Source organism: Erwinia sp. V71, from assembly GCF_965644245.1.
Taxonomy (GTDB): Bacteria; Pseudomonadota; Gammaproteobacteria; order Enterobacterales; family Enterobacteriaceae; genus Erwinia.
Genome location: NZ_CBFFRK010000009.1, coordinates 12,807 through 34,154, shown reverse-complemented (window position 1 = coordinate 34,154; position 21,348 = coordinate 12,807). Strand labels below are relative to the sequence as shown.

Genomic DNA, 21,348 nt, shown 5'->3' with positions numbered 1-21,348 from the left:
GCGGAGAAAAGTCATCATAACAACACAAACAGATGAAGATCGTGTTTAATCTGTCTATAATCAGCGCCCCAAACTGAGGTAGACCATGACTGTAACCACTTTTTCCGAACTCGAACTTGATGAGAGCCTGCTGGACGCCCTGCAGGATAAAGGCTTCACTCGCCCAACCGCGATCCAAGCGGCTGCTATTCCGCCGGCGCTGGAAGGCCGTGACGTACTGGGTTCGGCACCAACCGGTACAGGAAAAACGGCTGCCTACCTGTTGCCGGTCCTGCAACACCTGATTGATTTCCCGCGTAAAAAATCAGGACCACCGCGTATTCTGATCCTGACGCCAACACGCGAACTGGCGATGCAGGTCGCCGAACAGGCGCGTGAACTGGCGAAACATACGCATCTGGATATCGCCACCATCACTGGCGGCGTGGCGTTTATGAATCACGCGGAAGTGTTCAGCGAAAACCAGGATGTGGTGGTCGCCACCACCGGACGCCTGCTGCAATATATTAAAGAAGAGAACTTCGACTGCCGTGCGGTAGAAACGCTGATCCTTGATGAAGCGGACCGCATGCTGGATATGGGCTTCGCCCAGGATATTGAAACCATTGCCGCGGAAACCCGCTGGCGCAAGCAAACCCTGCTGTTCTCCGCCACGCTGGAAGGTGAAGCGATTGCTGACTTCGCCAAACGCCTGCTGAACGATCCGGTGGAAGTGGAAGCCGATCCCAGCCGTCGTGAGCGGCAGAAAATCCAGCAATGGTACTACCGCGCAGATGATGTCAAACATAAAACCGCGCTGCTGGTGCACCTGCTGAAACAGCCTGAAGTCACCCGCTCTATCGTCTTCGTGCGTAAACGTGAACGCCTGCACGAGCTGGTGGGCTGGCTGCGTGAAGCAGGCATCAACACCTGCTACCTTGAAGGGGAAATGGTGCAGGCGAAGCGTAACGAGGCAATCAAGCGCATCAGCGATGGCCGGGTGAATGTGCTGGTCGCCACCGATGTCGCCGCACGCGGTATCGACATAGACGACGTCAGCCACGTGTTTAACTTCGATATGCCACGCACTGCCGACACCTACCTGCACCGCATTGGCCGTACTGGCCGTGCCGGACGCAAAGGCACCGCACTGTCACTGGTGGAAGCACACGACCACCTGCTGCTGGGCAAAGTATCGCGCTATATCGATGAGCCGCTGAAGTCGCGCACCATTGATGAACTGCGTCCAACCACGCGCGTGCCAAGCGAGAAACTGAACGGCAAACCGTCGAAAAAAGCGTTAGAGAAGCGCAAAGAGAAAAAAGCGGAAGAAGAGAAGAAAAAACCGCGCGTGAAACAGCGTCATCGCGATACCAAAAATATTGGTAAGCGCCGGAAACCAAGCGACGCAGCCAAAACGGAAAGTGCTGAATAATCACACCGCCCGACAAAAAAACCGCCCAAAAGGGCGGTTTTTTACTTTCCGAAAGCGATACATTTAGCGTTCTGTTTAATGAAATCCGTCAGATGCGCTATATCACTGATTACACCGCTTCACCTGCGCAGGAATAATTAATTATCCTGATGATTTATCAATATAAATCCACAAAATTGATCTGGTGACAGTTTCAGCAACCCATAAAAAAAGCGCCTTTCCCGCTAACGGAAAAGGCGCCGGAAAACAGGATATTACAGGCTTTCAGTAAAGGTACGGGCAATCACATCGCGTTGCTGTTCAGCTGTCAGCGAGTTAAAACGCACCGCATAACCAGAAACACGGATAGTCAGCTGCGGATAATTTTCCGGATGCTTCACCGCATCTTCCAGCGTTTCACGGCGCAGTACGTTCACATTCAGGTGCTGGCCCCCTTCCACACGTACCTCAGGTTTCACTTCCAGCGGGACTTCGCGATATTCAATCTGGCCCAGGTCGCTCAGGTTAACCAGCTGATCTTCGCTGTAACCCGCTTTGGCGCACACGCAGCGCGCCTGTGCGTTTTCATCATCCAGCAGCCAGAAAGAGTTCAGCAGTGCGTTATCACTGGCTTTGGTGATTTGAATTCCGGTAATCATGTTATGCCTCCAGGCTTATCAGCGCTGTCACTGTTGTGCAGCGGCAGGTTTTGCAAAAATGGCGTTACTCCGCGTTATATACCAATCTCATCCGCGTCATGTTTTGATATACATCAATTTCTTTCCCGGCATAAAATCCCACCAAATCACAACCACATGATTTACATCAATTTTAACCAAAATCCACCCTGAAAATATTTTTGTAAAGTTCAATTATTTTTTAATGTTTTGCCCGGGATCGATAACGGTTACACTACGCCATTACACTGGACAGGCCCGAAGGGAGAATGTAATGGTCAACGCATTAACCTGGCATGACGTGCTGGCTGAAGAAAAACAGCAGCCTTATTTTATTGATACGCTTAGCGCCGTGGCGAATGAACGCGCCGCCGGGAAGACGATCTACCCGCCTCAGAAAGATGTGTTTAATGCTTTTCGCCTGACTGAACTCGGGGCGATTAAAGTGGTGATTCTCGGCCAGGACCCCTATCACGGGCCAAATCAGGCGCATGGCCTGGCGTTCTCGGTATTACCGGGTATCGCACCGCCGCCATCACTGCTGAATATGTATAAAGAGCTGGAAACCGATATTGCCGGTTTTCAGCGACCAAATCATGGCTTTCTGGAAAGCTGGGCAAAACAGGGTGTGCTGTTACTGAATACCGTACTGACGGTACAGGCAGGACAGGCACACTCCCACGCACGCTTCGGCTGGGAAACATTTACCGATAAAGTGATTGCGACGATTAACCAGCATCGCGAAGGGGTGGTATTTCTGCTGTGGGGCTCTCATGCGCAGAAAAAGGGCAGCATTATTGATCGCCAGCGTCACCATGTATTGCAGGCGCCACACCCTTCCCCGCTGTCCGCACACCGTGGTTTTTTTGGCAGCAAGCACTTCTCCAAAACCAATGCGTATCTGGCCGAACGCGGCGAAGCGCCGATCGACTGGATGCCGCAGTTGCCGGAATAAAAAAAAGCACCGCATGCGGTGCTTTTTTTTCGTCTTACGCTTTCGCCTTAGACACTGCAACCATCGCCGGACGCAGCAGACGACCGTTCAGGGTATAACCACGCTGCATCACCATCAGCACATGGTTTGGCGCAACCTCGTCAGATTCCATCATCGACATCGCCTGATGCACTTCCGGATTGAAAGGTACGTGGATATCACCCACCACTTCAACACCATACTTACGCACCGCATCCAGCAGCGATTTCAGCGTCAGCTCGATGCCTTCAATCATTGCCGTCAGCTCCGGATTGTTTTTATCCGCCAGCTCCAGCGCGCGTTCCAGGCTGTCGATAACCGGCAGCAGCTCATTAGCAAATTTTTCCAGCGCAAATTTATGCGCTTTTTCTACATCCTGCTCGGCACGGCGGCGAATATTCTCAACTTCCGCCTGCGCACGTAACTGCGCATCGCGAACGCCGCCCTGAGCTTTCCCAAGCTCGGCCTCCAGCTGAGCAATACGCTCATCACGCAGGTCCACCTCACTTGCTGCCTCCGCTTCCTGGGTTTGCTCTTGCTCCAACTCAATCTCATCTGAGACTTGCTCGTTTGGTGTGTTCTGTTCTTTACTACTCATGAATTTCTCCGCGTTTTTCACATTCATCTCGCTGGTTCGCTTATTATGGGGATCAGAATCGCGGTTTCAAGGGAAGCCAGTCACATTGTCGGGGCAGATTCGCCTCAAGAGGAATACCAGCATAATGAACAATCATTTCAACTGCATTGGCATTGTCGGCCATCCGCGTCATCCTACCGCGCTGACGACCCATGAAATGCTCTGGCGCTGGCTGACAGCAAAGGGCTATGAAGTGATTGTCGAGCAACAGATCGCACGCGAGCTGGGACTCAAAGACGTGGCGACCGGCAGCCTCGCCGATATCGGCCAGCGTGCTGATCTGGCGGTGGTGGTCGGCGGCGATGGTAATATGCTCGGCGCCGCACGGGTACTGGCACGTTATGACATCAAAGTGATCGGTATTAACCGCGGCAATCTCGGTTTCCTGACCGATCTGGACCCGGATAACGCTCAGCAGCAGCTTGCCGATGTCCTGGAAGGCAAATACGTGGTCGAAAGCCGCTTCCTGCTGGAAGCGCAGGTGTGCAAGAAAAACAACTCCCCACGTATTGGTACCGCCATTAATGAAGTGGTGCTGCATCCAGGCAAAGTCGCGCATATGATTGAATTCGAAGTCTATATCGATGAAAACTTCGCCTTCTCGCAACGCTCTGATGGCCTGATTATCTCCACGCCAACCGGCTCGACTGCCTACTCACTCTCGGCGGGCGGCCCGATTTTAACCCCGTCACTGGACGCTATTGCTGTGGTGCCGATGTTCCCGCACACGCTGTCGGCACGTCCGCTGGTGATTAACAGCAGCAGCACGATCCGCCTGCGTTTTTCCCATATGCGTGGCGACCTGGAGATCAGCTGTGACAGCCAGATTGCCCTGCCGATCCAGGAAGGTGAAGATGTATTAATCCGCCGCAGCGACAATCATCTCAACCTGGTGCATCCGCAGAACTATAATTATTTCAACACGCTAAGCTCGAAACTCGGCTGGTCAAAAAAATTGTTCTGAAAATCAGCGCCAGATACTTTACTGTATATAAAACCAGTTTATACTGTATGAAAAACCATATCTGTGTTTGTATACAGGAAAACCATTATGCTGGCACAACTGACCATCAGTAACTTCGCTATCGTTCGTGAGCTGGAAATTGATTTTCAACGAGGCATGACAGCGATTACCGGCGAGACAGGCGCGGGTAAATCGATCGCCATCGATGCACTTGGCCTGTGTCTGGGCGGCCGTGCCGAGGCAGATATGGTGCGCCAGGGCGCTTCGCGTGCCGATATCTGTGCGCGTTTCTCCCTGAAAGATACCCCTTCAGCGCAACAATGGCTGGAAGAAAACCAGCTGGACGAGGGACACGAGTGCCTGCTGCGCCGTGTCATCAGCAGCGATGGCCGTTCCCGTGGTTTTATCAATGGCACCGCCGTGCCGCTCTCCCAGTTGCGTGATTTGGGCCAGTTGCTGATTCAGATCCATGGCCAGCATGCTCACCAGCTGCTGCTGAAACCCGAACACCAGAAACATCTGCTGGATGCCTACGCCAGCGAAAATGAATTAATGCAGGAGATGGCAACACGTTATCGCCTGTGGCATCACAGCTGCCGCGAGCTGGCACGCCATCAGCAATTATCGCAGGAGCGCGAAGCACGCCGCGAGCTGCTGCAATACCAGCTGAAAGAGCTGAATGAATTCGCGCCCGCCGCCAGTGAGTTTGAAACCATCGATGAAGAGTACAAGCGCCTGGCAAACAGCGGGCAGTTACTCTCTACCAGCCAGCAAACGCTGCATCTGCTGGCCGATGGTGAAGAAAGCAACCTGCAAAGCCAGCTGTACAGCGCACGCCAGATGATGAGTGAACTGGTGGCGATGGATGACAAACTGAGCGGTGTGTTTACCATGCTGGAAGAAGCGGCGATTCAGCTGAGCGAAGCCAGCGACGAACTGCGTCACTATTGCGATCGGCTGGATCTCGATCCGAATCGCCTGCATGAGCTGGAACAGCGCCTGTCACGGCAGATTAACCTGGCGCGCAAGCACCATATCGCACCGGAAGAACTGCCGGCATTCCACCAGCAACTGCTGGAAGAGCAGGTGCAGTTGTCACAACAGGAAAGCGACCAGGAAGCATTGAGCAGTGCGGTCAGCGAGCATCACCATGCCGCACTGGCGACTGCGCAGCAACTGCATCAGCGTCGCGCGCATTACGCCGATGAGCTGAGCCAGCTGATTAGCGCCAGTATGCATGCGTTGTCGATGCCGCATGGCAAGCTGGTGATCGACCTGCAATTTATCCCGGACCAGCTGACCGCCGATGGCGCCGACCGCATCGATTTCCGCGTCAGCACCAACCCTGGCCAGCCCGTACAACCGCTGGCGAAAGTGGCATCGGGTGGCGAACTGTCGCGTATTGCCCTGGCGATTCAGGTGATTACCGCGCAGAAAATGGATACGCCGGCGCTGATTTTCGACGAAGTGGATGTGGGTATCAGTGGCCCGACAGCCGCCGTCGTCGGCAGAATGCTGCGTCAGTTAGGCGAATCGACTCAGGTGATGTGTGTCACCCATCTGCCGCAGGTCGCGGGCTGTGGTCATCATCACTTCTTTGTCAGCAAAGAGACGGATGGCGCGGCAACAGAAACTCATATGCAGCCGCTGGACAAGCGTGCCCGCCTGCAGGAACTGGCGCGTTTACTGGGTGGCAGCGAGGTCACGCGTAACACTCTGGCGAATGCCAAAGAACTTTTAGCAGCCTGATCGGGCACTTTTTTACAGTGCAGTGGTCATAAGCATGCTCTGTAAAGGTTTCAAACTGCGGTAAGGTTTATTATTATCGACAACTTATCGCCAGTAAGGCACATAACGTCGTCGTCTGGAATGACGGGGACGCTCAACAGGAAGCAGCGCGCGCATCCTGTTATGTGCAACCAGAGCTGAAAAAAGGCTTAGTGACCCGGGTAACGCCGCCTGTTGCAGGCGTCGAGCCCTAATAAGGAATCGATTAATGCGCTGTAAAACGCTGACTGCTGCTGCAGTGGTACTTCTGATGATGACCGCTGGCTGTTCCACTCTGGAGCGCGTGGTTTACCGTCCGGACATCAACCAGGGTAACTACCTGGTGGCAAATGATGTGGCCAAAATTCATAACGGCATGACGCAACAACAGGTTGCTTACACGCTAGGCACGCCAATGATGAAAGATCCTTTTGGCAGCAACACCTGGTACTACGTTTTCCGTGAACAACCAGGCCACGAAGCGGTGAAACAGCAAACGCTGACGCTGACCTTTGACAGCAACGGTACGCTGACCAATATCGATAACAAGCCAAAGCTTTCCACTGCGGACAACTAAGCGTAAAGCGACAGGCAGAAAAAAGGCGCCCAACTGGCGCCTTATTTTTTGGCTGAACGCTCCGCTCGCTGGCGGCGCAAATCTTTCGGATCGGCGATCAGCGGGCGGTAAATCTCGACACGGTCACCATCACTGAGTTCATCAGCCAGCTTAACCGGGCGACTGAACACGCCAACTTTATTTTCGCTGAGATTGATCTCACGGCGCAGATCCAGGATACCGGATGCCCGGATAGCCTGCTCAACCGTACTGCCCTCGGCCAGTTTCACACTCTGCTGATACTGCTTTTCTGGCAGTGCATAGACAACTTCAACCCGAATATCAGGCACGATAAACCTCTTTTGCGCGTTGGGTAAACGCCTTCACCATACTACCGGTCAGCTCTTTAAACACCCGACCAAAGGCCAATTCCACCAGCATATTGGTGAATTCAAACTCAAGATTAAGCTCAACTTTACAGGCATCTTCGCTCAGTGGCGTAAACGTCCAGCCGCCTGACAGCTGACGAAACGGGCCGTCAACCAGCTGCATATGAATGCTCTGGTTACTTTTCAGCGTATTACGCGTGACAAAAGTCTTGCTGATGCCGGCTTTGGCAACATCGACTGCCGCCGTCATCTGATGCTCATCCGATTCAAGTATGCGACTACCGGTACACCCTGGAAGAAATTCGCTATAAGCGTCAACGTCATTCACAAGCTGGTACATTTTTTCAGCGCTGTAAGGCACCAGCGCAGAATGGCTTATCTTGGCCATATCAATTCCTGTCAATCAAAAAACAGGCAAATAATATCATTTCTGACGATCAAACAAAAATTCTCTGGCGCTGACGGCATGCTAAAATGGCGCATTTCCCCGTATGGATACGGCCAGGGGGATGCCATTATTCACTGTCTGATGTAGACTAAGTAGCACTATGACAAAGAAAAAAGCACATAAACCCGGTTCCGCTACCATTGCCCTGAACAAACGCGCCCGCCACGAATACTTCATCGAAGAAGAGTTTGAGGCCGGACTTTCGTTGCAAGGATGGGAAGTCAAATCACTGCGCGCTGGCAAAGCCAATATCAGCGACAGCTACATCCTGCTGCGCGATGGCGAAGCTTATCTGTTTGGCTCGACATTCCAGCCGCTGGCGGTGGCCTCTTCCCACGTGGTCTGCGATCCCATCCGCAACCGTAAACTGCTGCTGAAACAGCGTGAGCTGGATTCACTGTATGGCCGTGTCAATCGTGAAGGTTATACCGTTGTGGCACTTTCCCTGTACTGGAAAAATGCCTGGTGCAAACTGAAGATTGGCGTGGCGAAAGGTAAAAAAGAGCACGACAAGCGCGATGACGTTAAAGAGCGCGAATGGAAGATGGATAAAGCACGTATTATGAAACACGCCAACCGCTAAGCCTCTGGCATTGCAGGGCGTTTTTCTGTTATACTGCGTATCACTACTTGGGGCTGATTCTGGATTCGACGGGATTGTGAAGCCCAAGGAGCATGCCGAGGGGCGGTTGGCCTCGTAAAAAGCCGCAAAAAAATAGTCGCAAACGACGAAAACTACGCTTTAGCAGCTTAATAACCTGCTCAGAGCCCTCTCTCCCTAGCCTCCGCTCTTAGGACGGGGATCAAGAGAGGTCAAACCCAAAAGAGATCGCGTGGAAGCCCTGCCTGGGGTTGAAGCGTTAAATCTAATCAGGCTAGTCTGTTAGTGGCGTGTCCATCCGCAGCTGACAGGCGAATGTAAAGATTGGACTAAGCATGTAGTGCCGACGGTGTAGTAATTTCGGACGCGGGTTCAACTCCCGCCAGCTCCACCACTTTTTAGTAAAATGACGTCTACTTAAGTCTACAAAGGCCGCATCCCACAAGGGTTTGCGGCCTTTTTCATGTCCAGTGAAGTCTACTGAGAATTGCTAGAAACTACTGATTATGGCACCCTCCTATTGTCCCTCGTCGATGAGGGAGCAAATACGAGGGAGCAAAAATGCCAAAGGTAGCAACAAAACTCACAGACACAGAGATCAAAAAAGCCAAACCCGAAGAGAAGGAGTTCACGCTATGGGATGGAGACGGGTTGTTCCTGCGTATCAAACCAAGTGGCAAAAAAATCTGGCATCTTGGCTACACGGTTCCTTTAACGAAGAAACGGGCCAAAATGAGCCTTGGATTCTATCCCTACCTGACTCTTGCACAGGCAAGAGCGCTCCGGGATGAATACCTTACTTTGCTTGCTCAAGGTATCGATCCCCAATCCCACAATGAACAAAAAGAGAAAGCGTTCAAAGATGCCACTGAACACACATTCCAGATAGTGGCGAAAAAATGGCTTGATGAAAAAATTAAAACATCAGGCATATCGCAAGATCATGCTAAGGATATCTGGCGTAGCCTTGAACGAAACATCTTTCCCACTTTAGGGGATATTCCCATTAAAGAGATCCGCCCTAAAATGTTAAAACAACACCTTGACCCCATAGAACAAAGGGGCGTACTCGAAACCTTGCGGCGTATAATCTCCCGACTTAATGAAATTTTTCGCTATGCCGCGACAGAAGAACTCATCGAGTTCAACCCTGCAGACAACCTCTCCCAACGATTTAGTAAGCCCAAAAAACAAAATATGCCAGCCCTTCCCCCAAGTGAACTACCTCGTTTCATATCAGCATTAGCAAACGCCTCTATACGTTTAGAAACACGTATGCTTATCGAGTGGCAGTTGTTGACTTGGGTTCGGCCCGGTGAAGCCGTTCGGGCGCGTTGGGCAGATATAGATATTGATAATAGCGTGTGGAATATTCCTGCAGAATTTATGAAGATGAAGCGTCCGCATAAAGTGCCACTGAGCAAAGAGGCTTTGCGTATTCTTGAATCTATGAGACCAATCAGTAGCCATCGTGAGTGGATATTTGCTAGCACAAAATCCCCACTCAATCATATGCATGAACAAACAGCTAATGCCGCAATAATTCGTATGGGCTTCGGCGGCGAGCTTGTAGCTCACGGTATGCGTTCCATCGCAAGAACAGCAGCAGAAGAAACCGGCAAGTTTAGAACTGAAGTTCTTGAAGCTTCGCTTGCTCACTCAAAAAAAGATGAAATTATTGCTGCTTACAACCGTGCTGAATATCTTTCTGAAAGAGCAGTTCTTATGCAATGGTGGGCTGATTATGTTCAAACACAAAAATATAAAGCTATTGCTGCATAATAATATAAAAGCTGCTCATCAGGCGGGATGGCTCACTACGTGAACCACCCACCTATAAAAGGGTTTTTCTTCTGGTGAGTTGTCAATAAAAATGAAGGTTTCCACCTTTCATGCGGACCCTCCTTAATTTTTTTTGACAAGTTGAGATCGAGACAATTTATTATTGCGTTTTTCCATAAAAGCTTTATAACGTTCATCCGCTTCCTTTTGAAACTTTTCAGCGTCGAATGTATCAGTTTCTATTTTTATTTTTTGTTTTACTGCTTCATCTAATATTTTATTTTCTTTCAACCTTTCTTTTTCTGCCAATATAAGCTTATAGTATTTTAGCTTAATATTAAAACTTACTTTTACTAACTCGTTAGCGTCAAAATCTATATTGTATTTTTTAAGAAGTTTTAATATATAATCTATAGTCATTTTTTTCACTTCCTTTTTTATTTTTTCTTCATGCGCATCTTTTCTTATACTCCCACTTTTTAACCATTGCTTAAATTTATAGCTGTTATAATGCTGCCACTGATATATTTCAGCCGCATATATAACCGACAACATACAAGCAATAAAAAATATGACCATAAAAACCATACATATTAAATAAAACATATCAGCCCCCGCCTTTCTTTCTATGCTGCTCTTTTATTAGTGCTATGTGATATTTTTTTGCATTGTTTATACTCACGTCTGCTGAGTTTTTAGCAGAACGAAAAGCACTAGAAACAACAGAGGCAATGATAGCAACTAAAAAAGCACAAATAAAAAAACCCATCGCGGCAGGAATGAGACTACCGCCGCCGTCGTCTACCGCAGGTTTTACTTTTGCTATTAAAGCTAATATATTCATATATTCCCCCCCTCAATAATTTTAATCGCTGTTTCTATTCTTTGTTTTACAAAGTCTCTAAACACATAACCTATTATTCTCGCATCCTCCCCCATGTCTAACTCATCTTTTTTATTAAAATATAAATCAGCGCTCAATAGTTCTTCACTTTGAATATCTAACATTTTGCTAGCAAGTGATATTCTAATAATATTTAAAATCTCTAAATCCAAACTTGCTCTATCGTGCTTGTTTAAAAGCTGGAGCGGGTGAAAATCTTTTTTTCTTTTCATTTCTTGCATGTCATTATCAAAATCTATCATTAAAAAATGTAAGCAAGTAAAAGACGTATCATAGAAGTTAAGGCGGTTAATCATGTCCGCCGTTCCCTCGCGTGGAGGGTTCAGGTTAGGTCTTAAGTTATTCATCCATTTTACTCCTTTTTTTATTATTTTTTAGCTTCCATTCGTTAAGTCTCTTATCCCCTTCCGCTCTCAAAAACTCGCGCTGATCGTATATTCTTTTTAATACCATATGATTAGTTAAAGCCCCGACCAATAGCGATAAATCATTAGTAAAATCTAACTCGTCAGATACTTCTTTGCTATTTTCTCTAACTATTCTTATTAACTCAGCACCAATTTTTATTTTACGCGCTGTATCTTCTTTTCTTTTTTCAGCTTTCATTTCTTGCTCCAACCTATTTAGTAAGTTTGCTTTTTGTTCAAGTTCTTTTTTCACTTTATTATATTTATCAATATTAAATGCCATTTTTAAAACCTCTCTTTTCTTTTATCGTAATAAAAAACGCAATCAATGCAGCTATAAACAAAATCGGCAGCGTAAAAACAAACCCTAACAATAAAACGACAGTAAACCCAAAAACGCCAGACATTTCGTATAAATGGCCAAACAGCGTATTTTCATTTTTATACTCAATCATTTTCTGTAAAACAGATTTTTTTTCTTGCTTTTGTTCTCTTAAATAATCCTCTCTATATTCGTCATCTTCACAGCTCAAAGGGATTTCTATAGTGTCATCATTTAAATACTCATTATCATCATAGTCGTAATCATTATTATAATTTCCAATCATTCCAGATCTCCCCCTAACGTGTCATAAACAACAGTAAAATCGCTTTCATGAGAAAAAAGATTGTAAGTTATAAATAAGCTCGTTCTACATATAACATTTGTATTTTCATCTTGTAGTTTTTTAATAATCAATCTAACAAGTTCAGACGCTGCCACTTCTATTTTTTTATCAATATCATTCATATTCCACCTCTTTTAATTTTACGTTTTTATGTTATATATACTTTAAGTAATATATTTATTTATTTAAGTAAAGCGCGATATATGTATTTTTATTTCCAGAGCGAGATTTTATAGATAAAAGGTTTACGTGTAGCAGCTATTTTAGTTTTGCTAAAAACAACAATAGCGCACTTATACATTCTTCGAATGTGTGCGCCCCATAAATGGGGATTTACTAACGCAGAAAAATAAAAAGTAACATTCGCTTTATGCTCAATCTTACTTAATCGCTTTTCAAAAAAGCAAGTATATTTTTCTTGTTCTAAAAAGTATGTGCTTTCAATATCAGGAGATAAAAACAATGGCAATATTTCATATGAGCGCTCAATCAATAACACGCAGCAAGGGGCATAGTAGCGTAGCTGCGGCAGCTTATCGCCACGGCGAAAAGTTAACGGACGAACACACAGGAGAGATCCACGACTACAGCAAAAAGAAAGGTATTTCAGATAGTGTGATATTAATACCTGAAAGCGCAGACCGTAATTTTTTAAAGCTTGCGTATTTATGGAACACGATAGAAAAAAGCGAAAAAAGAAAAGATGCGCAGTTAGCACGCGAGTTTAATATTGCGCTTCCTGTCGAAATGACAGATGAACAAAAAAAGGCGTTAGCAATAGATTTTTGCCAAGAGCATTTTGTAAAAAATGGAATGATTGCTGATATAGCTTTTCACAAGCTCGATAGCGACAACCCACATTTTCACGTAATGCTAACCACCCGCAGCCTTACGCCGGACGGTTCAGGGTTCGGGCATAAAGTCAGGGAATGGAACAGCAAGGAGCAGCTCGAAGGCTGGCGCAAGAGCTGGGCAGACACAGCGAACGAGCACATGCAAAAGGCTGGCATCGATGCTCATATCGATCACAGATCACTGAAAGAACAAAAAGCAGAGCTTGACGCTATCCTCCCCCCTCTCAGAACGGTTGGGCAAGAGGCGCAGGCTATCAGCTTAGACAGACCGCCGACTATCCATAGAGGCCATAGCCACAATCCAGAGCGACAAGCACGCTTTGACGTGCTCCAAGAAGTGAAAGTATCACAAGAGGCAAAAGCACTTAACCACATTGAACAGAAACAGCTTAAGCCCTCGCCGCTGGCTCCAGCTTCCTCCCCTGTCGCATCTTTGCAAGATGCTACACAGGGAGGCAATGAAAACAACACGCAAAATAAACTCTGCGAAGTTGGCGAATATCTTCAATCTAAACTCAATAAAGAAGATAAAGCAGATTTCAATGCTGATAATGAAATCAAAGTTCACACTACTAAAAATAATAGTAAAAGCAGTTCAACAGCAGCTATAGGTTCAACATCAAATATTAATTTGACCGATGAGAAAGTAGATAAGAATCTACACTTAACAGAAGCACAAAAAGAAGAGTTAGAGGATTTAGAAAATAAAGAAGCAGCAGCGAAGAAAAAAGCTTATCTGATGGGCGGAACTGCCGTTCCTGAACTTTCTCAAGATTACAAAACACAGTCAAAAAATGAGTTTAAAAATAAATTTAACAAACTGAAAAAATCATTTACTGAACAAAAATTTGATGCGGAACGAGAAGCACATGAGAATAAAAGAAACAGTTTCAGACGTCGATCACCCTTGAAAAATACATTCAAAAGCTAAAAATAAAAATATTAAATTACATATTTGAAATATGAGTTAACATTGAAGTCATTGGTTAATGAACAATACAACCATTCATACTTAGTTGTTAGCTCTAAACCATTCATGCTATATATGCATTTATAATTATTATTTACCAGACTATTTCACCATCTATTCTTTGTCCTTTTGCTTGCTTTAAAAGTTTAATATCACAAATACCATATGGATAAACTTTAGAAATTTCAAAAAGGCAGTTTGATACAATCCTTACTTTTTCTAAAATAGATTCAGGTCGTAAAACAATATTTGAGGTTCCTTTAACTTTTGCACTTGGAAATATAATCCCATCAATATCATTATATTTTTCAAGTAAAAGTCTACTTAACGTCCTAGAATAGATATAGTTATTTTTTGATGCGAAAACGTCATTTAATAGTTCAGCAGATAATGCATCCATATACAAAAATGACAATAATCCTCTTATATCATTTTCACCAAGTCTTTTAATTAAAGCCCGTATTTCATTGAATAAATCAGGTGATATTGTACTTATACCATGATATGCATTGTAGACTTCACCAATTATTAGGCATCGAAGTCCTGAATCAGATTTTTTTGGCAACTCAAACTGAACCACCTGCACAATATCCCCATCTTTAGCATTAACTTCCGCAATCGCTGTTCCTATATGGTAAGCGGCATAGAACATTGGTTTGCCTTCATCATTAAAGCGCCCAATCTTTGTCAATTCAGGTGGAGGGGAAAGTAACTCTCTAATATTCCCATAACCATTAGAGTTAGCGCATATCCTTGCTCTAACAATAGGTCGATCATAACCAAATTTAAAATTAATGCCCCCAAATGATTCAAGATACCATTTAAGATGGGCTTCTACTGATTTTGGTGTGCTGTTTGCTAATAGATCCTTTCTAAATTGGTCAAGACTGTTCAATTCGATTACTTTGACATTTTCTCCCACAATCCCCGCCTCCAATCTACCATTCTGAAAAGTTATTAAATTTAACATTTGAGTATATTAGCAACTAAACATTACAAATGCTAACTTTTTATTAAAAGAGGATGACATTTAAATTTACTTAGAAAAAACATTATAATAATTACCACGCGAAATATAATATTCACTTTGCTTTTATGTGGATGTCTATTAAAAAAACAACATAGTGTTTTTTGGATCTAGTTGTACTAATTAATTAATTTAAAAGTTTTTGGTTTTAAGTTTTTTGGGTTTGTGTTTTAGCGGGGCGGCTTTCAGCCGTAGTAGTTTTCCTCCGAAGGAGGAAATAGTTTTTCTTTAAGCATTCCCCCCCTACCCCCCACGCCAAAAAGGCTAAAATAGAGAGATAGGAGATGCTCATTGCGCCTTGAAAATATTCAGAACGTTTCCATCCTGATACTTCCCCCACGACCCGCGCAAACACAAATCATGAAACTTTCAAACGACTCTCGTTTTACTAAAGAGTCTATACTACCGTTTGTAAATTTTTTAGATTGTGCGATTCAGGTTGGCAGCTACGCGTCATCCGGCACTGCCACAATAACATAAGAATTGCCAAACACTTGAGGAACCTTCATTCTTATACCCGATACACAGGATTAGCGTTATTGCTTTATTAAAGATTAAAATCTTCTGGAAGTGGTATTTAACGTAAGTTAAAAGTCGGCGAAGAGTTTTTAATTTTTCGTATCTTTATATTATATAAATCCATTTATAACATCAGTCAATAGATAAAATCAAAAATATTTAATAAAATGATTAGATGATAAAATAAAAAAAGACTAGATCAAAACCCAGTCTTTTATTTTAAATAAATGATATTTTTCATATATAGCTCTAAAACGCTCTATACGCGATTTTGAGAGGTTTTCACTTTTAATGATGTAATCTGTCAGGAATAAATCAAAAAAGCATTTAATAACATTCAGGCGGCTTTATTTCTTGATAAATAAATCTTTTCGTCAATCCACGCATCTATTTCACTTTCTACGAACCCGATTGCACGATCACCGATTTTTATAGGTGAAGGGAATTCTTCACGGCTAATCAAACGATAAATCCAAGCTTTACAAAATCCTGTTCTTTCCAGAACTTCAGGTAGACGTATAAAGTTGTTTTTTTCTTTCATTTATCTCTCCCATTGTTTTTCGACAGAGGCTATTATTCGAATATCGCTTATGACGATCAACAACTTTTTTAGCAAAAAGTGCTTTTTTAGTTGACTATTTTAAATTAACAGTCATTCAATCGATTTCGGAAGTTGAACTCATGAGTTCAACTCCTCACCGCTAGTCATGACATTCAAAATGTGATTGATTTTTAGCCACGATACTTTTTTTATCCCTTTATTGCACCTCAATGTAAAATACAAATCATTAATATATATAATAATCAAATAATTAAAGAGTAGATTACAGAGACGCCAGCTCCGCGGCGGTTCCAGAGCCGTCCGCAGAAGTCCTGAAAGCCCGCACGGCACAAGCCCTGCGGGCTTTTTTGTGTCTGCGGTTTGTCCCGGATCCGTCTCTCCACTCACAACTTATCCCGGTTATAAAATCAGCACAAGCCTTAAAGATATATCCCATCACGCCGATATACCTGGAGCCAACTTTTGCCGCAGGAATCGAAACCTGCGCGGTTCACCAGACTTGAAGCAGGATGCGCTGATATTCAGCAGACATTCCTGCACTTTTACGTGGCTGATGGCTTTGATCGCGAAACCCGGCTGACCAAAAGCAACCTGAATATCCCGATACAGCGAACCTGAACAGAAGTGAAACCAGAAGCAGTACATTTACAACACGCCGGCATCGCTGCGCTCCGAACCGTTTCCTCTCTTCCCCATTCAGTAGAGTGGCTGACGAATCGCAACGGAGATGAGAGGGCAGAAGCAGATCCACACTTAAATTGATTGCAAGCAAATTTAGTTACATTCACTCATGAAACAATGTATAAACCATAACGGATTCATGCGAAAAGTCTCAGTCCGATGAACACTCAAATCAAATACCGGACAAAAAAGTAACAAACGGAAATCAATAAAAAACATTTATCAAGAGAAAACTAACCCGAGGCGATAACGAGGCAGATTTTATGCCGTTATGCTGATTAAGAATATCGCCTCAGGTTAAATTTTCACATAAATTAAATTGATGGTTCAAACACTCACGCCAATGTTTGCTCCATTTGATTATTTAAGGATGAAACAGTAATGAATATTGTGAACCGCAGCGCGACATGCCTCCTTGTTTCTGCCTCTCTCTTACTTGCCGGTTGTGCCAATACGGGCAGTTCTCTGCTCTCCGATACCAAACCAGATTCACGACTCACCAGCGGTGAACAGGCCAAATTCTTTAGCGCGTCGGGCGCGCAGGGTTGTGGCGCGGGAGCACTGGCTGGCGCGGGTATTGGCGCACTGGCCGGCGCACTGGCAGGCAACAGTAAAAATGCTCTCGTCGGCGCGGCTATTGGTGGCGCAGCAGGATGTGTGGTGGGTATGACCGCGAACTACTACCTGGACAGCCTGAAAAAAGATTACGCAACGACCTCCGCCCGCCTGCAGGCAATGGATTCAGACATCCGTAAAGATACCGACGCGGTTGAGAAAACCACCGTTGCGATGAAACAGGTGATCAGCGACAACCAGACAACCCTGACCAGAATCAGCATCCAAAAGGATAAAGCGGGTTTTGACAAAGCCAAAGCAAGTAAAGAGCTGGCTAAAATCGATGCAGACATCAAGGTGATGAAAGATAAAATCAAGTTCATGAAAGACAAAGATGCGGCTTATAAAATCGCCCTGAAAGGTCAAACGACAAATAGCACAGCAGAGAAGAAAAAACTGGCTGACCTGAATAAAGAATATACCAATCTTAATGGCAAAATTACCGCTCTGGAATCGGAAGCGAATGGTCTGTTCAGTCAGCGCCAGGCCATTTCTCTGGGTTAAGAATGATGAGCTGGCGTCACTGCCGGCTCTTATTTTTGGTGATTTCCAGCCCCGCGGTTTTATTTAATCGCCCTGAACGATGGACTGTTTCATGAGAAAATACGCACTACTCGGTTCAATGTTACTTGTCGGTTGTGCAACGACACCCCAGGACTGCAATTTGCAGGAACAAGACCCTGGTTTTCTGACCAAATTAAGCTGCACGACCTCGGGAGCTTACCGACAGGAAGTGGACAACCAGGAGCGGCAGGTACTGCAAAGCCAGCGAGAAAATAAACTGGCTAAACAGGATCTGGCGAATACCCAGGACAGACAGCAAGCCTCGAGCCAGAAGCTGGCTGATGAGCAGGCCAGGCTGACTTCTGCGCGCACCGATCTGGCACAAACACTGAATCGTCTCCAGTCGGGTAAAGTCAAAAATAAACAACGTCAGCAAGAAATTAAGCACTTGCAGGAGCTGCAGCAACAAGCACAACACGCCAGCAGTGACAACGAAATTACCGCGCTTGAGCGAAAAATCGCAGAAGCCAGGAAGAAAGTGGACGCACTTGAACAGGCGAACACGCTTCGCTAACAGCTCAGGTAGTAAGTGGCGACCACAGTGGGTCGCCAGCGTCTTAGATTCAATCAGCCACCAGGATAACAGTAGAGATGTCACTACCGCTATGCAGCCAGTGGCATACAACGTGACTGGGGCTGACAACAATGACTTTGGGTTATGCAACGATTAACAACTGCTGCGCCAATTGATGATGCGACTCTGGCAACGTATGAAGAGACGGTTGCGATTATCCACCGTCATATGCCCCCTTCCCTTGCGCTACTCTACGCGACAGCACGCCGTGGAACCGAGGGTAACCTGGAGTGGTGGACTGAACGTCAGGGGCTTGCCAGACCACTGTCAGCACTGAGCGAAGCTGAACAACTCACCGTACAAAATAAGCGCCAGCAGTATCAGGCCATCCTGGCAGGCTTGATTGAGCAGCTTGCCGCCCGCGGTGAGGACAAATCCGCTCAGTCGTTGCAGCTCTTGCTCACCCATTCACAGGGACTCAACTGCTATGACGTGGGTGGCGAGCCGGTATTAATCAACTGGGCCATACAGGAGCAGGAAACTCCGGCTCCGCTTATTGCGCCTGTACCCTGGTGGCGACGCTTTCTGCCGTGGCTATTGCTGTTGCTTTTATTGCTCCTGCTAGCTCTCGCCTGGTGGCTGTACAAACATTATACTCATCATGAACCCGTCCCGCCGGCACAGATCGACACGCCAGTCGCACCACCGCCAGCGCTGCCTGCGCCTCCGGAGCCACCAGCCCCTGTGGCACCTCCCGCACCAGCGGTAAAACCTGCGCCCCCGGCTCGCCCAGCCAGGACGGAACTCACGGATAAGAACCCAAGTATAAGCCTCGAGAAGCGCAAGGATTTTGGACGGATAAGGGCCAACCTGACCTGGCAGCAAGGTGCGAATCTGCTACCGATCGATCTGGATATTGCTGCTTTTATTCGCCTTAAGAATGGTAAAAAAAGTGCCGTCGAGGCGCTCAGTAAATCATTTGGCGACTACGACAAACTGCCTTATATGCTGCTGCAAAAAGATCTGCGTAACGGTAACAGCAGAGATGGTGAATGGATCTTTATCAACGGCAGCCACTGGCAGGATATTGATGAGGTGCTGATTTATAGCTTCATCTACGGTGGTGCAAATAACTGGCGCGGTACCCATGCCACGATCACCATCTATGTCCCGGGCCAGCCGCCGATAAGATCCGTCATGGTTGACAACAACAGACACAATAATGTCGCGGCGATCGCCAGACTCAAAAATGTTGACGGCAATATTAAAGTTGAGCGTCTGAACACCTTCTTCCCTGATCGCGAACCGATGGACAGGTATTACGGTTGGGGCTTTGAATGGCACCCAGGCGCGCGCAAAAATTAGTCGCACTCATAATGACTGACGTTAATGAACAGCCCTAAAAGGTTTAGACAATGCGAAATTCGATTCAGGGACCACTGTTACGTACCGGGCATAACTCCTCATTTAAGGCACTGGGTGAAACCGGCTATCCCGTATTTAAGATGGCATTCCAGCTGCGTGAAGCCATCTATCGCCTTGATGCCGGGCGTGATCTGGCACGACACCTTGCTATTCCGCAAAACGACCAGGGGGGAGACAGAACCGACTGGTACAGTAGCTTTCCAGGGGATGTGATTCCATGGAGTGCGGCAAATGAAAGCGAGCGAGCCTCTGCGCGTCAGCAATTCGATGCATTCCAGGTCGCTGTGCAGGCATTAAGCGAACAAATGCTCAATGCGGATCAAAGCGGCGCTGGCGGTGATCGTCGGGTATTTGCCCAGTTATTAAAGTCGGTCGTTCATTTTCCCGATTATGATTTTGTCTATCTGGTCAACGGCGTACTCGTCATTACCTTCTGGGGTTTTATCCACCAGAATGGCGAACAACGTGCACCTATGCACTGGCTGGCTCCCTCTTCTGTGCCACAGCCGACGCCACTTGCAGCCTCTGCTCTGCCAATAGCGCAAGCCGAAGTCCCGCGAACAGCCACTGACATTCCCGTCACGGAGACGCCCACCCGGACCCGACGCTGGAACTGGCGCTGGTTACTCTGGTTACTGCTGGCGCTGCTTTTACTCGCGCTGTTACTGGGATTGCTTCGGGGTTGCGTCCCATCGGTATCATTACCCGGGCTGCCATGGTTGTCAGGGGAGAAAACGCACGCCCAGCCTGCCGCGGCTGTGGACAATCAGAATGCCCCTGAGTTAACGACTCCGGCACGATCCGATGTCAATGCATCAACGCTTACAGCGGAAAAAAGTACCGTCACAGGTAACGCTGAAATCGCGCAAACCGCGCCAGACCCGGCGACAGATATCGCACGCTCTCAAACAGAAGGCAGCAATCCAGTCGCGGCAGACAATACTGCGGCCGAAGATATCGCGAAACCAGCCGACGCAGTTCCATCTGTCAGCCAGGATGTTCAGAGCAACGAATCTCAACCACCTGCCACTATCCCACCTGTCGTACCTGCTCAGGGTAAACCACTGACGCTTCCCCCTGGCCTGCCGGATGGCCCGGCGCAGTTTCTGAATGGTCAGTGGCGGGCTAACGGCGGCATTCAGGACAAACTCACTGGCCGCCCGCTGCAACTGCAATACCAGTTTGAACAGGGCAAAGGTACTGTCAGTGTACGCCAGTCCAGTGGCGTCACCTGCACAGGGGCTGCCAGCGGAAGTGTGCAGAAAGGCACCCTCAGTATTACCAATCCCGAGCAGATGAAATGTAGCGATGGTTCAAACTTTATCGTTCCAGCCATAGAGTGTAAGTCACCCGCGTCTGGTCATGCAGATTGTGTCGGCAGCAATAAGGGGGAGAACGCTTTCCCTATTCGCATGCTTCAACCCAATAACTAAACAGGGATGAATTAAATC

Annotated in this window: 24 protein-coding genes and 1 other RNA gene; 13 read left to right on the top strand and 12 right to left on the bottom strand. The window is 46.6% G+C overall.

Annotated elements, in window-relative coordinates; all coding sequences use genetic code 11:
• Nucleotides 1-85: 85 nt before the first annotated feature.
• Nucleotides 86-1,414: an ATP-dependent RNA helicase SrmB gene (gene srmB / locus ACSZO1_RS03540; protein WP_437609575.1), complete on the top strand. Its 1,329-nt coding sequence runs from the start codon at nucleotides 86-88 to the stop codon at nucleotides 1,412-1,414.
• A 254-nt stretch (nucleotides 1,415-1,668) separates the two neighbouring features.
• Here the strand turns inward: srmB and grcA are convergent, their stop codons facing one another.
• The gene (gene grcA, locus ACSZO1_RS03535; protein ID WP_437609573.1) at nucleotides 1,669-2,052 is read right to left on the bottom strand and encodes an autonomous glycyl radical cofactor GrcA; all 384 of its coding nucleotides are present in this window, start codon (nucleotides 2,050-2,052) and stop codon (nucleotides 1,669-1,671) included.
• Nucleotides 2,053-2,344: 292 nt separating this feature from the next.
• Between grcA and ung the strand changes: the two genes are divergently transcribed.
• Entirely contained in the window at nucleotides 2,345-3,025 is a 681-nt protein-coding gene (ung, locus tag ACSZO1_RS03530) for a uracil-DNA glycosylase (protein WP_437609572.1), read from the top strand.
• Between the two features lie 34 nt (nucleotides 3,026-3,059).
• Here the strand turns inward: ung and grpE are convergent, their stop codons facing one another.
• A complete protein-coding gene (gene grpE, locus ACSZO1_RS03525) occupies nucleotides 3,060-3,641 on the bottom strand; it encodes a nucleotide exchange factor GrpE (protein ID WP_437609570.1) in 582 nt (193 codons plus the stop codon).
• A 124-nt stretch (nucleotides 3,642-3,765) separates the two neighbouring features.
• Between grpE and nadK the strand changes: the two genes are divergently transcribed.
• The 3 genes from nadK to bamE all read left to right on the top strand — a co-directional run bounded on the left by nadK (nucleotide 3,766) and on the right by bamE (nucleotide 6,988).
• Entirely contained in the window at nucleotides 3,766-4,644 is an 879-nt protein-coding gene (nadK, locus tag ACSZO1_RS03520) for an NAD(+) kinase (protein WP_437609568.1), read from the top strand.
• Between the two features lie 87 nt (nucleotides 4,645-4,731).
• Nucleotides 4,732-6,393 (top strand): DNA repair protein RecN, encoded by a 1,662-nt coding sequence (gene recN / locus ACSZO1_RS03515; protein ID WP_437609566.1) that lies wholly within the window; start codon nucleotides 4,732-4,734, stop codon nucleotides 6,391-6,393.
• A gap of 247 nt (nucleotides 6,394-6,640) precedes the next feature.
• Complete coding sequence (gene bamE / locus ACSZO1_RS03510; protein WP_437609564.1) at nucleotides 6,641-6,988, top strand: outer membrane protein assembly factor BamE; 348 nt, start codon at nucleotides 6,641-6,643, stop codon at nucleotides 6,986-6,988.
• Between the two features lie 41 nt (nucleotides 6,989-7,029).
• On the opposite strand, the gene ACSZO1_RS03505 is transcribed toward bamE, so the two are convergent.
• Together ACSZO1_RS03505 and ACSZO1_RS03500 are read right to left on the bottom strand one after the other, a co-directional pair.
• The gene (locus tag ACSZO1_RS03505) at nucleotides 7,030-7,317 is read right to left on the bottom strand and encodes an RnfH family protein (protein ID WP_437609562.1); all 288 of its coding nucleotides are present in this window, start codon (nucleotides 7,315-7,317) and stop codon (nucleotides 7,030-7,032) included.
• Nucleotides 7,310-7,744, bottom strand: a complete 435-nt coding sequence (locus ACSZO1_RS03500; RefSeq protein ID WP_437609560.1) for a type II toxin-antitoxin system RatA family toxin — start codon at nucleotides 7,742-7,744, stop codon at nucleotides 7,310-7,312. The genes ACSZO1_RS03505 and ACSZO1_RS03500 overlap by 8 nt, the downstream gene beginning before the upstream one ends.
• Before the next feature lie 160 nt (nucleotides 7,745-7,904).
• Here ACSZO1_RS03500 and smpB point away from each other — a divergent pair, with 160 nt between their 5' ends.
• From smpB to ACSZO1_RS03485, 3 genes are all read left to right on the top strand, one after another.
• Nucleotides 7,905-8,387, top strand: coding sequence for an SsrA-binding protein SmpB (gene smpB, locus ACSZO1_RS03495; RefSeq protein WP_437609558.1), 483 nt, complete (start codon nucleotides 7,905-7,907; stop codon nucleotides 8,385-8,387).
• A gap of 49 nt (nucleotides 8,388-8,436) precedes the next feature.
• Nucleotides 8,437-8,799: a transfer-messenger RNA gene (gene ssrA / locus ACSZO1_RS03490) on the top strand.
• 167 nt (nucleotides 8,800-8,966) lie between these two features.
• Nucleotides 8,967-10,187: an integrase domain-containing protein gene (locus ACSZO1_RS03485; protein WP_317580259.1), complete on the top strand. Its 1,221-nt coding sequence runs from the start codon at nucleotides 8,967-8,969 to the stop codon at nucleotides 10,185-10,187.
• Between the two features lie 123 nt (nucleotides 10,188-10,310).
• Here ACSZO1_RS03485 and ACSZO1_RS03480 read toward each other — a convergent pair whose 3' ends face one another.
• From ACSZO1_RS03480 to ACSZO1_RS03455, 6 genes are read right to left on the bottom strand one after another with little or no spacing between them, the layout of a single operon-like run.
• On the bottom strand, nucleotides 10,311-10,793 hold the full coding sequence (locus ACSZO1_RS03480) for a hypothetical protein (protein WP_437609556.1): 483 nt from the start codon (nucleotides 10,791-10,793) through the stop codon (nucleotides 10,311-10,313).
• Between the two features lies 1 nt (nucleotide 10,794).
• Nucleotides 10,795-11,031 (bottom strand): hypothetical protein, encoded by a 237-nt coding sequence (locus ACSZO1_RS03475; RefSeq protein ID WP_317580262.1) that lies wholly within the window; start codon nucleotides 11,029-11,031, stop codon nucleotides 10,795-10,797.
• Complete coding sequence (locus ACSZO1_RS03470) at nucleotides 11,028-11,438, bottom strand: hypothetical protein (protein WP_437609554.1); 411 nt, start codon at nucleotides 11,436-11,438, stop codon at nucleotides 11,028-11,030. Before ACSZO1_RS03470 ends, ACSZO1_RS03475 begins: the two co-directional genes overlap by 4 nt.
• Entirely contained in the window at nucleotides 11,431-11,781 is a 351-nt protein-coding gene (locus ACSZO1_RS03465; protein WP_317580264.1) for a hypothetical protein, read from the bottom strand. The genes ACSZO1_RS03470 and ACSZO1_RS03465 overlap by 8 nt, the downstream gene beginning before the upstream one ends.
• Nucleotides 11,771-12,106, bottom strand: coding sequence for a hypothetical protein (locus tag ACSZO1_RS03460; protein WP_317580265.1), 336 nt, complete (start codon nucleotides 12,104-12,106; stop codon nucleotides 11,771-11,773). Before ACSZO1_RS03460 ends, ACSZO1_RS03465 begins: the two co-directional genes overlap by 11 nt.
• The gene (locus ACSZO1_RS03455; protein ID WP_317580266.1) at nucleotides 12,103-12,288 is read right to left on the bottom strand and encodes a hypothetical protein; all 186 of its coding nucleotides are present in this window, start codon (nucleotides 12,286-12,288) and stop codon (nucleotides 12,103-12,105) included. Before ACSZO1_RS03455 ends, ACSZO1_RS03460 begins: the two co-directional genes overlap by 4 nt.
• A 340-nt stretch (nucleotides 12,289-12,628) precedes the next feature.
• Here ACSZO1_RS03455 and mobQ point away from each other — a divergent pair, with 340 nt between their 5' ends.
• Nucleotides 12,629-13,951, top strand: coding sequence for a MobQ family relaxase (mobQ, locus tag ACSZO1_RS03450; protein ID WP_437609551.1), 1,323 nt, complete (start codon nucleotides 12,629-12,631; stop codon nucleotides 13,949-13,951).
• Between the two features lie 133 nt (nucleotides 13,952-14,084).
• Here the strand turns inward: mobQ and ACSZO1_RS03445 are convergent, their stop codons facing one another.
• Complete coding sequence (locus ACSZO1_RS03445) at nucleotides 14,085-14,912, bottom strand: RES family NAD+ phosphorylase (RefSeq protein WP_437609549.1); 828 nt, start codon at nucleotides 14,910-14,912, stop codon at nucleotides 14,085-14,087.
• Nucleotides 14,913-15,873: 961 nt separating this feature from the next.
• Nucleotides 15,874-16,077, bottom strand: a complete 204-nt coding sequence (locus ACSZO1_RS03440) for a helix-turn-helix transcriptional regulator (protein ID WP_080897724.1) — start codon at nucleotides 16,075-16,077, stop codon at nucleotides 15,874-15,876.
• Between the two features lie 1,083 nt (nucleotides 16,078-17,160).
• On the opposite strand from ACSZO1_RS03440, the gene ACSZO1_RS03435 reads away from it, so the two are divergent.
• The 4 genes from ACSZO1_RS03435 to ACSZO1_RS03420 all read left to right on the top strand — a co-directional run bounded on the left by ACSZO1_RS03435 (nucleotide 17,161) and on the right by ACSZO1_RS03420 (nucleotide 21,330).
• The gene (locus ACSZO1_RS03435; protein WP_437609547.1) at nucleotides 17,161-17,898 is read left to right on the top strand and encodes a hypothetical protein; all 738 of its coding nucleotides are present in this window, start codon (nucleotides 17,161-17,163) and stop codon (nucleotides 17,896-17,898) included.
• Between the two features lie 91 nt (nucleotides 17,899-17,989).
• The gene (locus ACSZO1_RS03430) at nucleotides 17,990-18,472 is read left to right on the top strand and encodes a hypothetical protein (protein ID WP_437609545.1); all 483 of its coding nucleotides are present in this window, start codon (nucleotides 17,990-17,992) and stop codon (nucleotides 18,470-18,472) included.
• 144 nt (nucleotides 18,473-18,616) lie between these two features.
• Nucleotides 18,617-19,837 (top strand): tellurite resistance domain protein, encoded by a 1,221-nt coding sequence (locus tag ACSZO1_RS03425; RefSeq protein ID WP_437609543.1) that lies wholly within the window; start codon nucleotides 18,617-18,619, stop codon nucleotides 19,835-19,837.
• Between the two features lie 50 nt (nucleotides 19,838-19,887).
• Entirely contained in the window at nucleotides 19,888-21,330 is a 1,443-nt protein-coding gene (locus ACSZO1_RS03420; protein WP_437609541.1) for an SrfA family protein, read from the top strand.
• Nucleotides 21,331-21,348 lie beyond the last annotated feature (18 nt).

Excerpts from the sequence above, each read along its gene's own strand:
- recN (WP_437609566.1), top strand. The coding sequence starts at position 4,732 with ATGCTGGCACAACTGACCATCAGTAACTTCGCTATCGTTCGTGAGCTG.
- ACSZO1_RS03485 (WP_317580259.1), top strand. The coding sequence starts at position 8,967 with ATGCCAAAGGTAGCAACAAAACTCACAGACACAGAGATCAAAAAAGCC.
- ACSZO1_RS03440 (WP_080897724.1), bottom strand. The coding sequence starts at position 16,077 with ATGAAAGAAAAAAACAACTTTATACGTCTACCTGAAGTTCTGGAAAGA.
- ACSZO1_RS03455 (WP_317580266.1), bottom strand. The coding sequence starts at position 12,288 with ATGAATGATATTGATAAAAAAATAGAAGTGGCAGCGTCTGAACTTGTT.
- mobQ (WP_437609551.1), top strand. The coding sequence starts at position 12,629 with ATGGCAATATTTCATATGAGCGCTCAATCAATAACACGCAGCAAGGGG.
- ACSZO1_RS03430 (WP_437609545.1), top strand. The coding sequence starts at position 17,990 with ATGAGAAAATACGCACTACTCGGTTCAATGTTACTTGTCGGTTGTGCA.
- grcA (WP_437609573.1), bottom strand. The coding sequence starts at position 2,052 with ATGATTACCGGAATTCAAATCACCAAAGCCAGTGATAACGCACTGCTG.
- nadK (WP_437609568.1), top strand. The coding sequence starts at position 3,766 with ATGAACAATCATTTCAACTGCATTGGCATTGTCGGCCATCCGCGTCAT.
- grpE (WP_437609570.1), bottom strand. The coding sequence starts at position 3,641 with ATGAGTAGTAAAGAACAGAACACACCAAACGAGCAAGTCTCAGATGAG.
- ACSZO1_RS03435 (WP_437609547.1), top strand. The coding sequence starts at position 17,161 with ATGAATATTGTGAACCGCAGCGCGACATGCCTCCTTGTTTCTGCCTCT.
- ACSZO1_RS03465 (WP_317580264.1), bottom strand. The coding sequence starts at position 11,781 with ATGGCATTTAATATTGATAAATATAATAAAGTGAAAAAAGAACTTGAA.
- smpB (WP_437609558.1), top strand. The coding sequence starts at position 7,905 with ATGACAAAGAAAAAAGCACATAAACCCGGTTCCGCTACCATTGCCCTG.
- ACSZO1_RS03470 (WP_437609554.1), bottom strand. The coding sequence starts at position 11,438 with ATGAATAACTTAAGACCTAACCTGAACCCTCCACGCGAGGGAACGGCG.
- ACSZO1_RS03460 (WP_317580265.1), bottom strand. The coding sequence starts at position 12,106 with ATGATTGGAAATTATAATAATGATTACGACTATGATGATAATGAGTAT.
- bamE (WP_437609564.1), top strand. The coding sequence starts at position 6,641 with ATGCGCTGTAAAACGCTGACTGCTGCTGCAGTGGTACTTCTGATGATG.
- srmB (WP_437609575.1), top strand. The coding sequence starts at position 86 with ATGACTGTAACCACTTTTTCCGAACTCGAACTTGATGAGAGCCTGCTG.
- ACSZO1_RS03475 (WP_317580262.1), bottom strand. The coding sequence starts at position 11,031 with ATGAATATATTAGCTTTAATAGCAAAAGTAAAACCTGCGGTAGACGAC.
- ung (WP_437609572.1), top strand. The coding sequence starts at position 2,345 with ATGGTCAACGCATTAACCTGGCATGACGTGCTGGCTGAAGAAAAACAG.
- ACSZO1_RS03425 (WP_437609543.1), top strand. The coding sequence starts at position 18,617 with ATGCAACGATTAACAACTGCTGCGCCAATTGATGATGCGACTCTGGCA.
- ACSZO1_RS03420 (WP_437609541.1), top strand. The coding sequence starts at position 19,888 with ATGCGAAATTCGATTCAGGGACCACTGTTACGTACCGGGCATAACTCC.
- ACSZO1_RS03500 (WP_437609560.1), bottom strand. The coding sequence starts at position 7,744 with ATGGCCAAGATAAGCCATTCTGCGCTGGTGCCTTACAGCGCTGAAAAA.
- ACSZO1_RS03480 (WP_437609556.1), bottom strand. The coding sequence starts at position 10,793 with ATGTTTTATTTAATATGTATGGTTTTTATGGTCATATTTTTTATTGCT.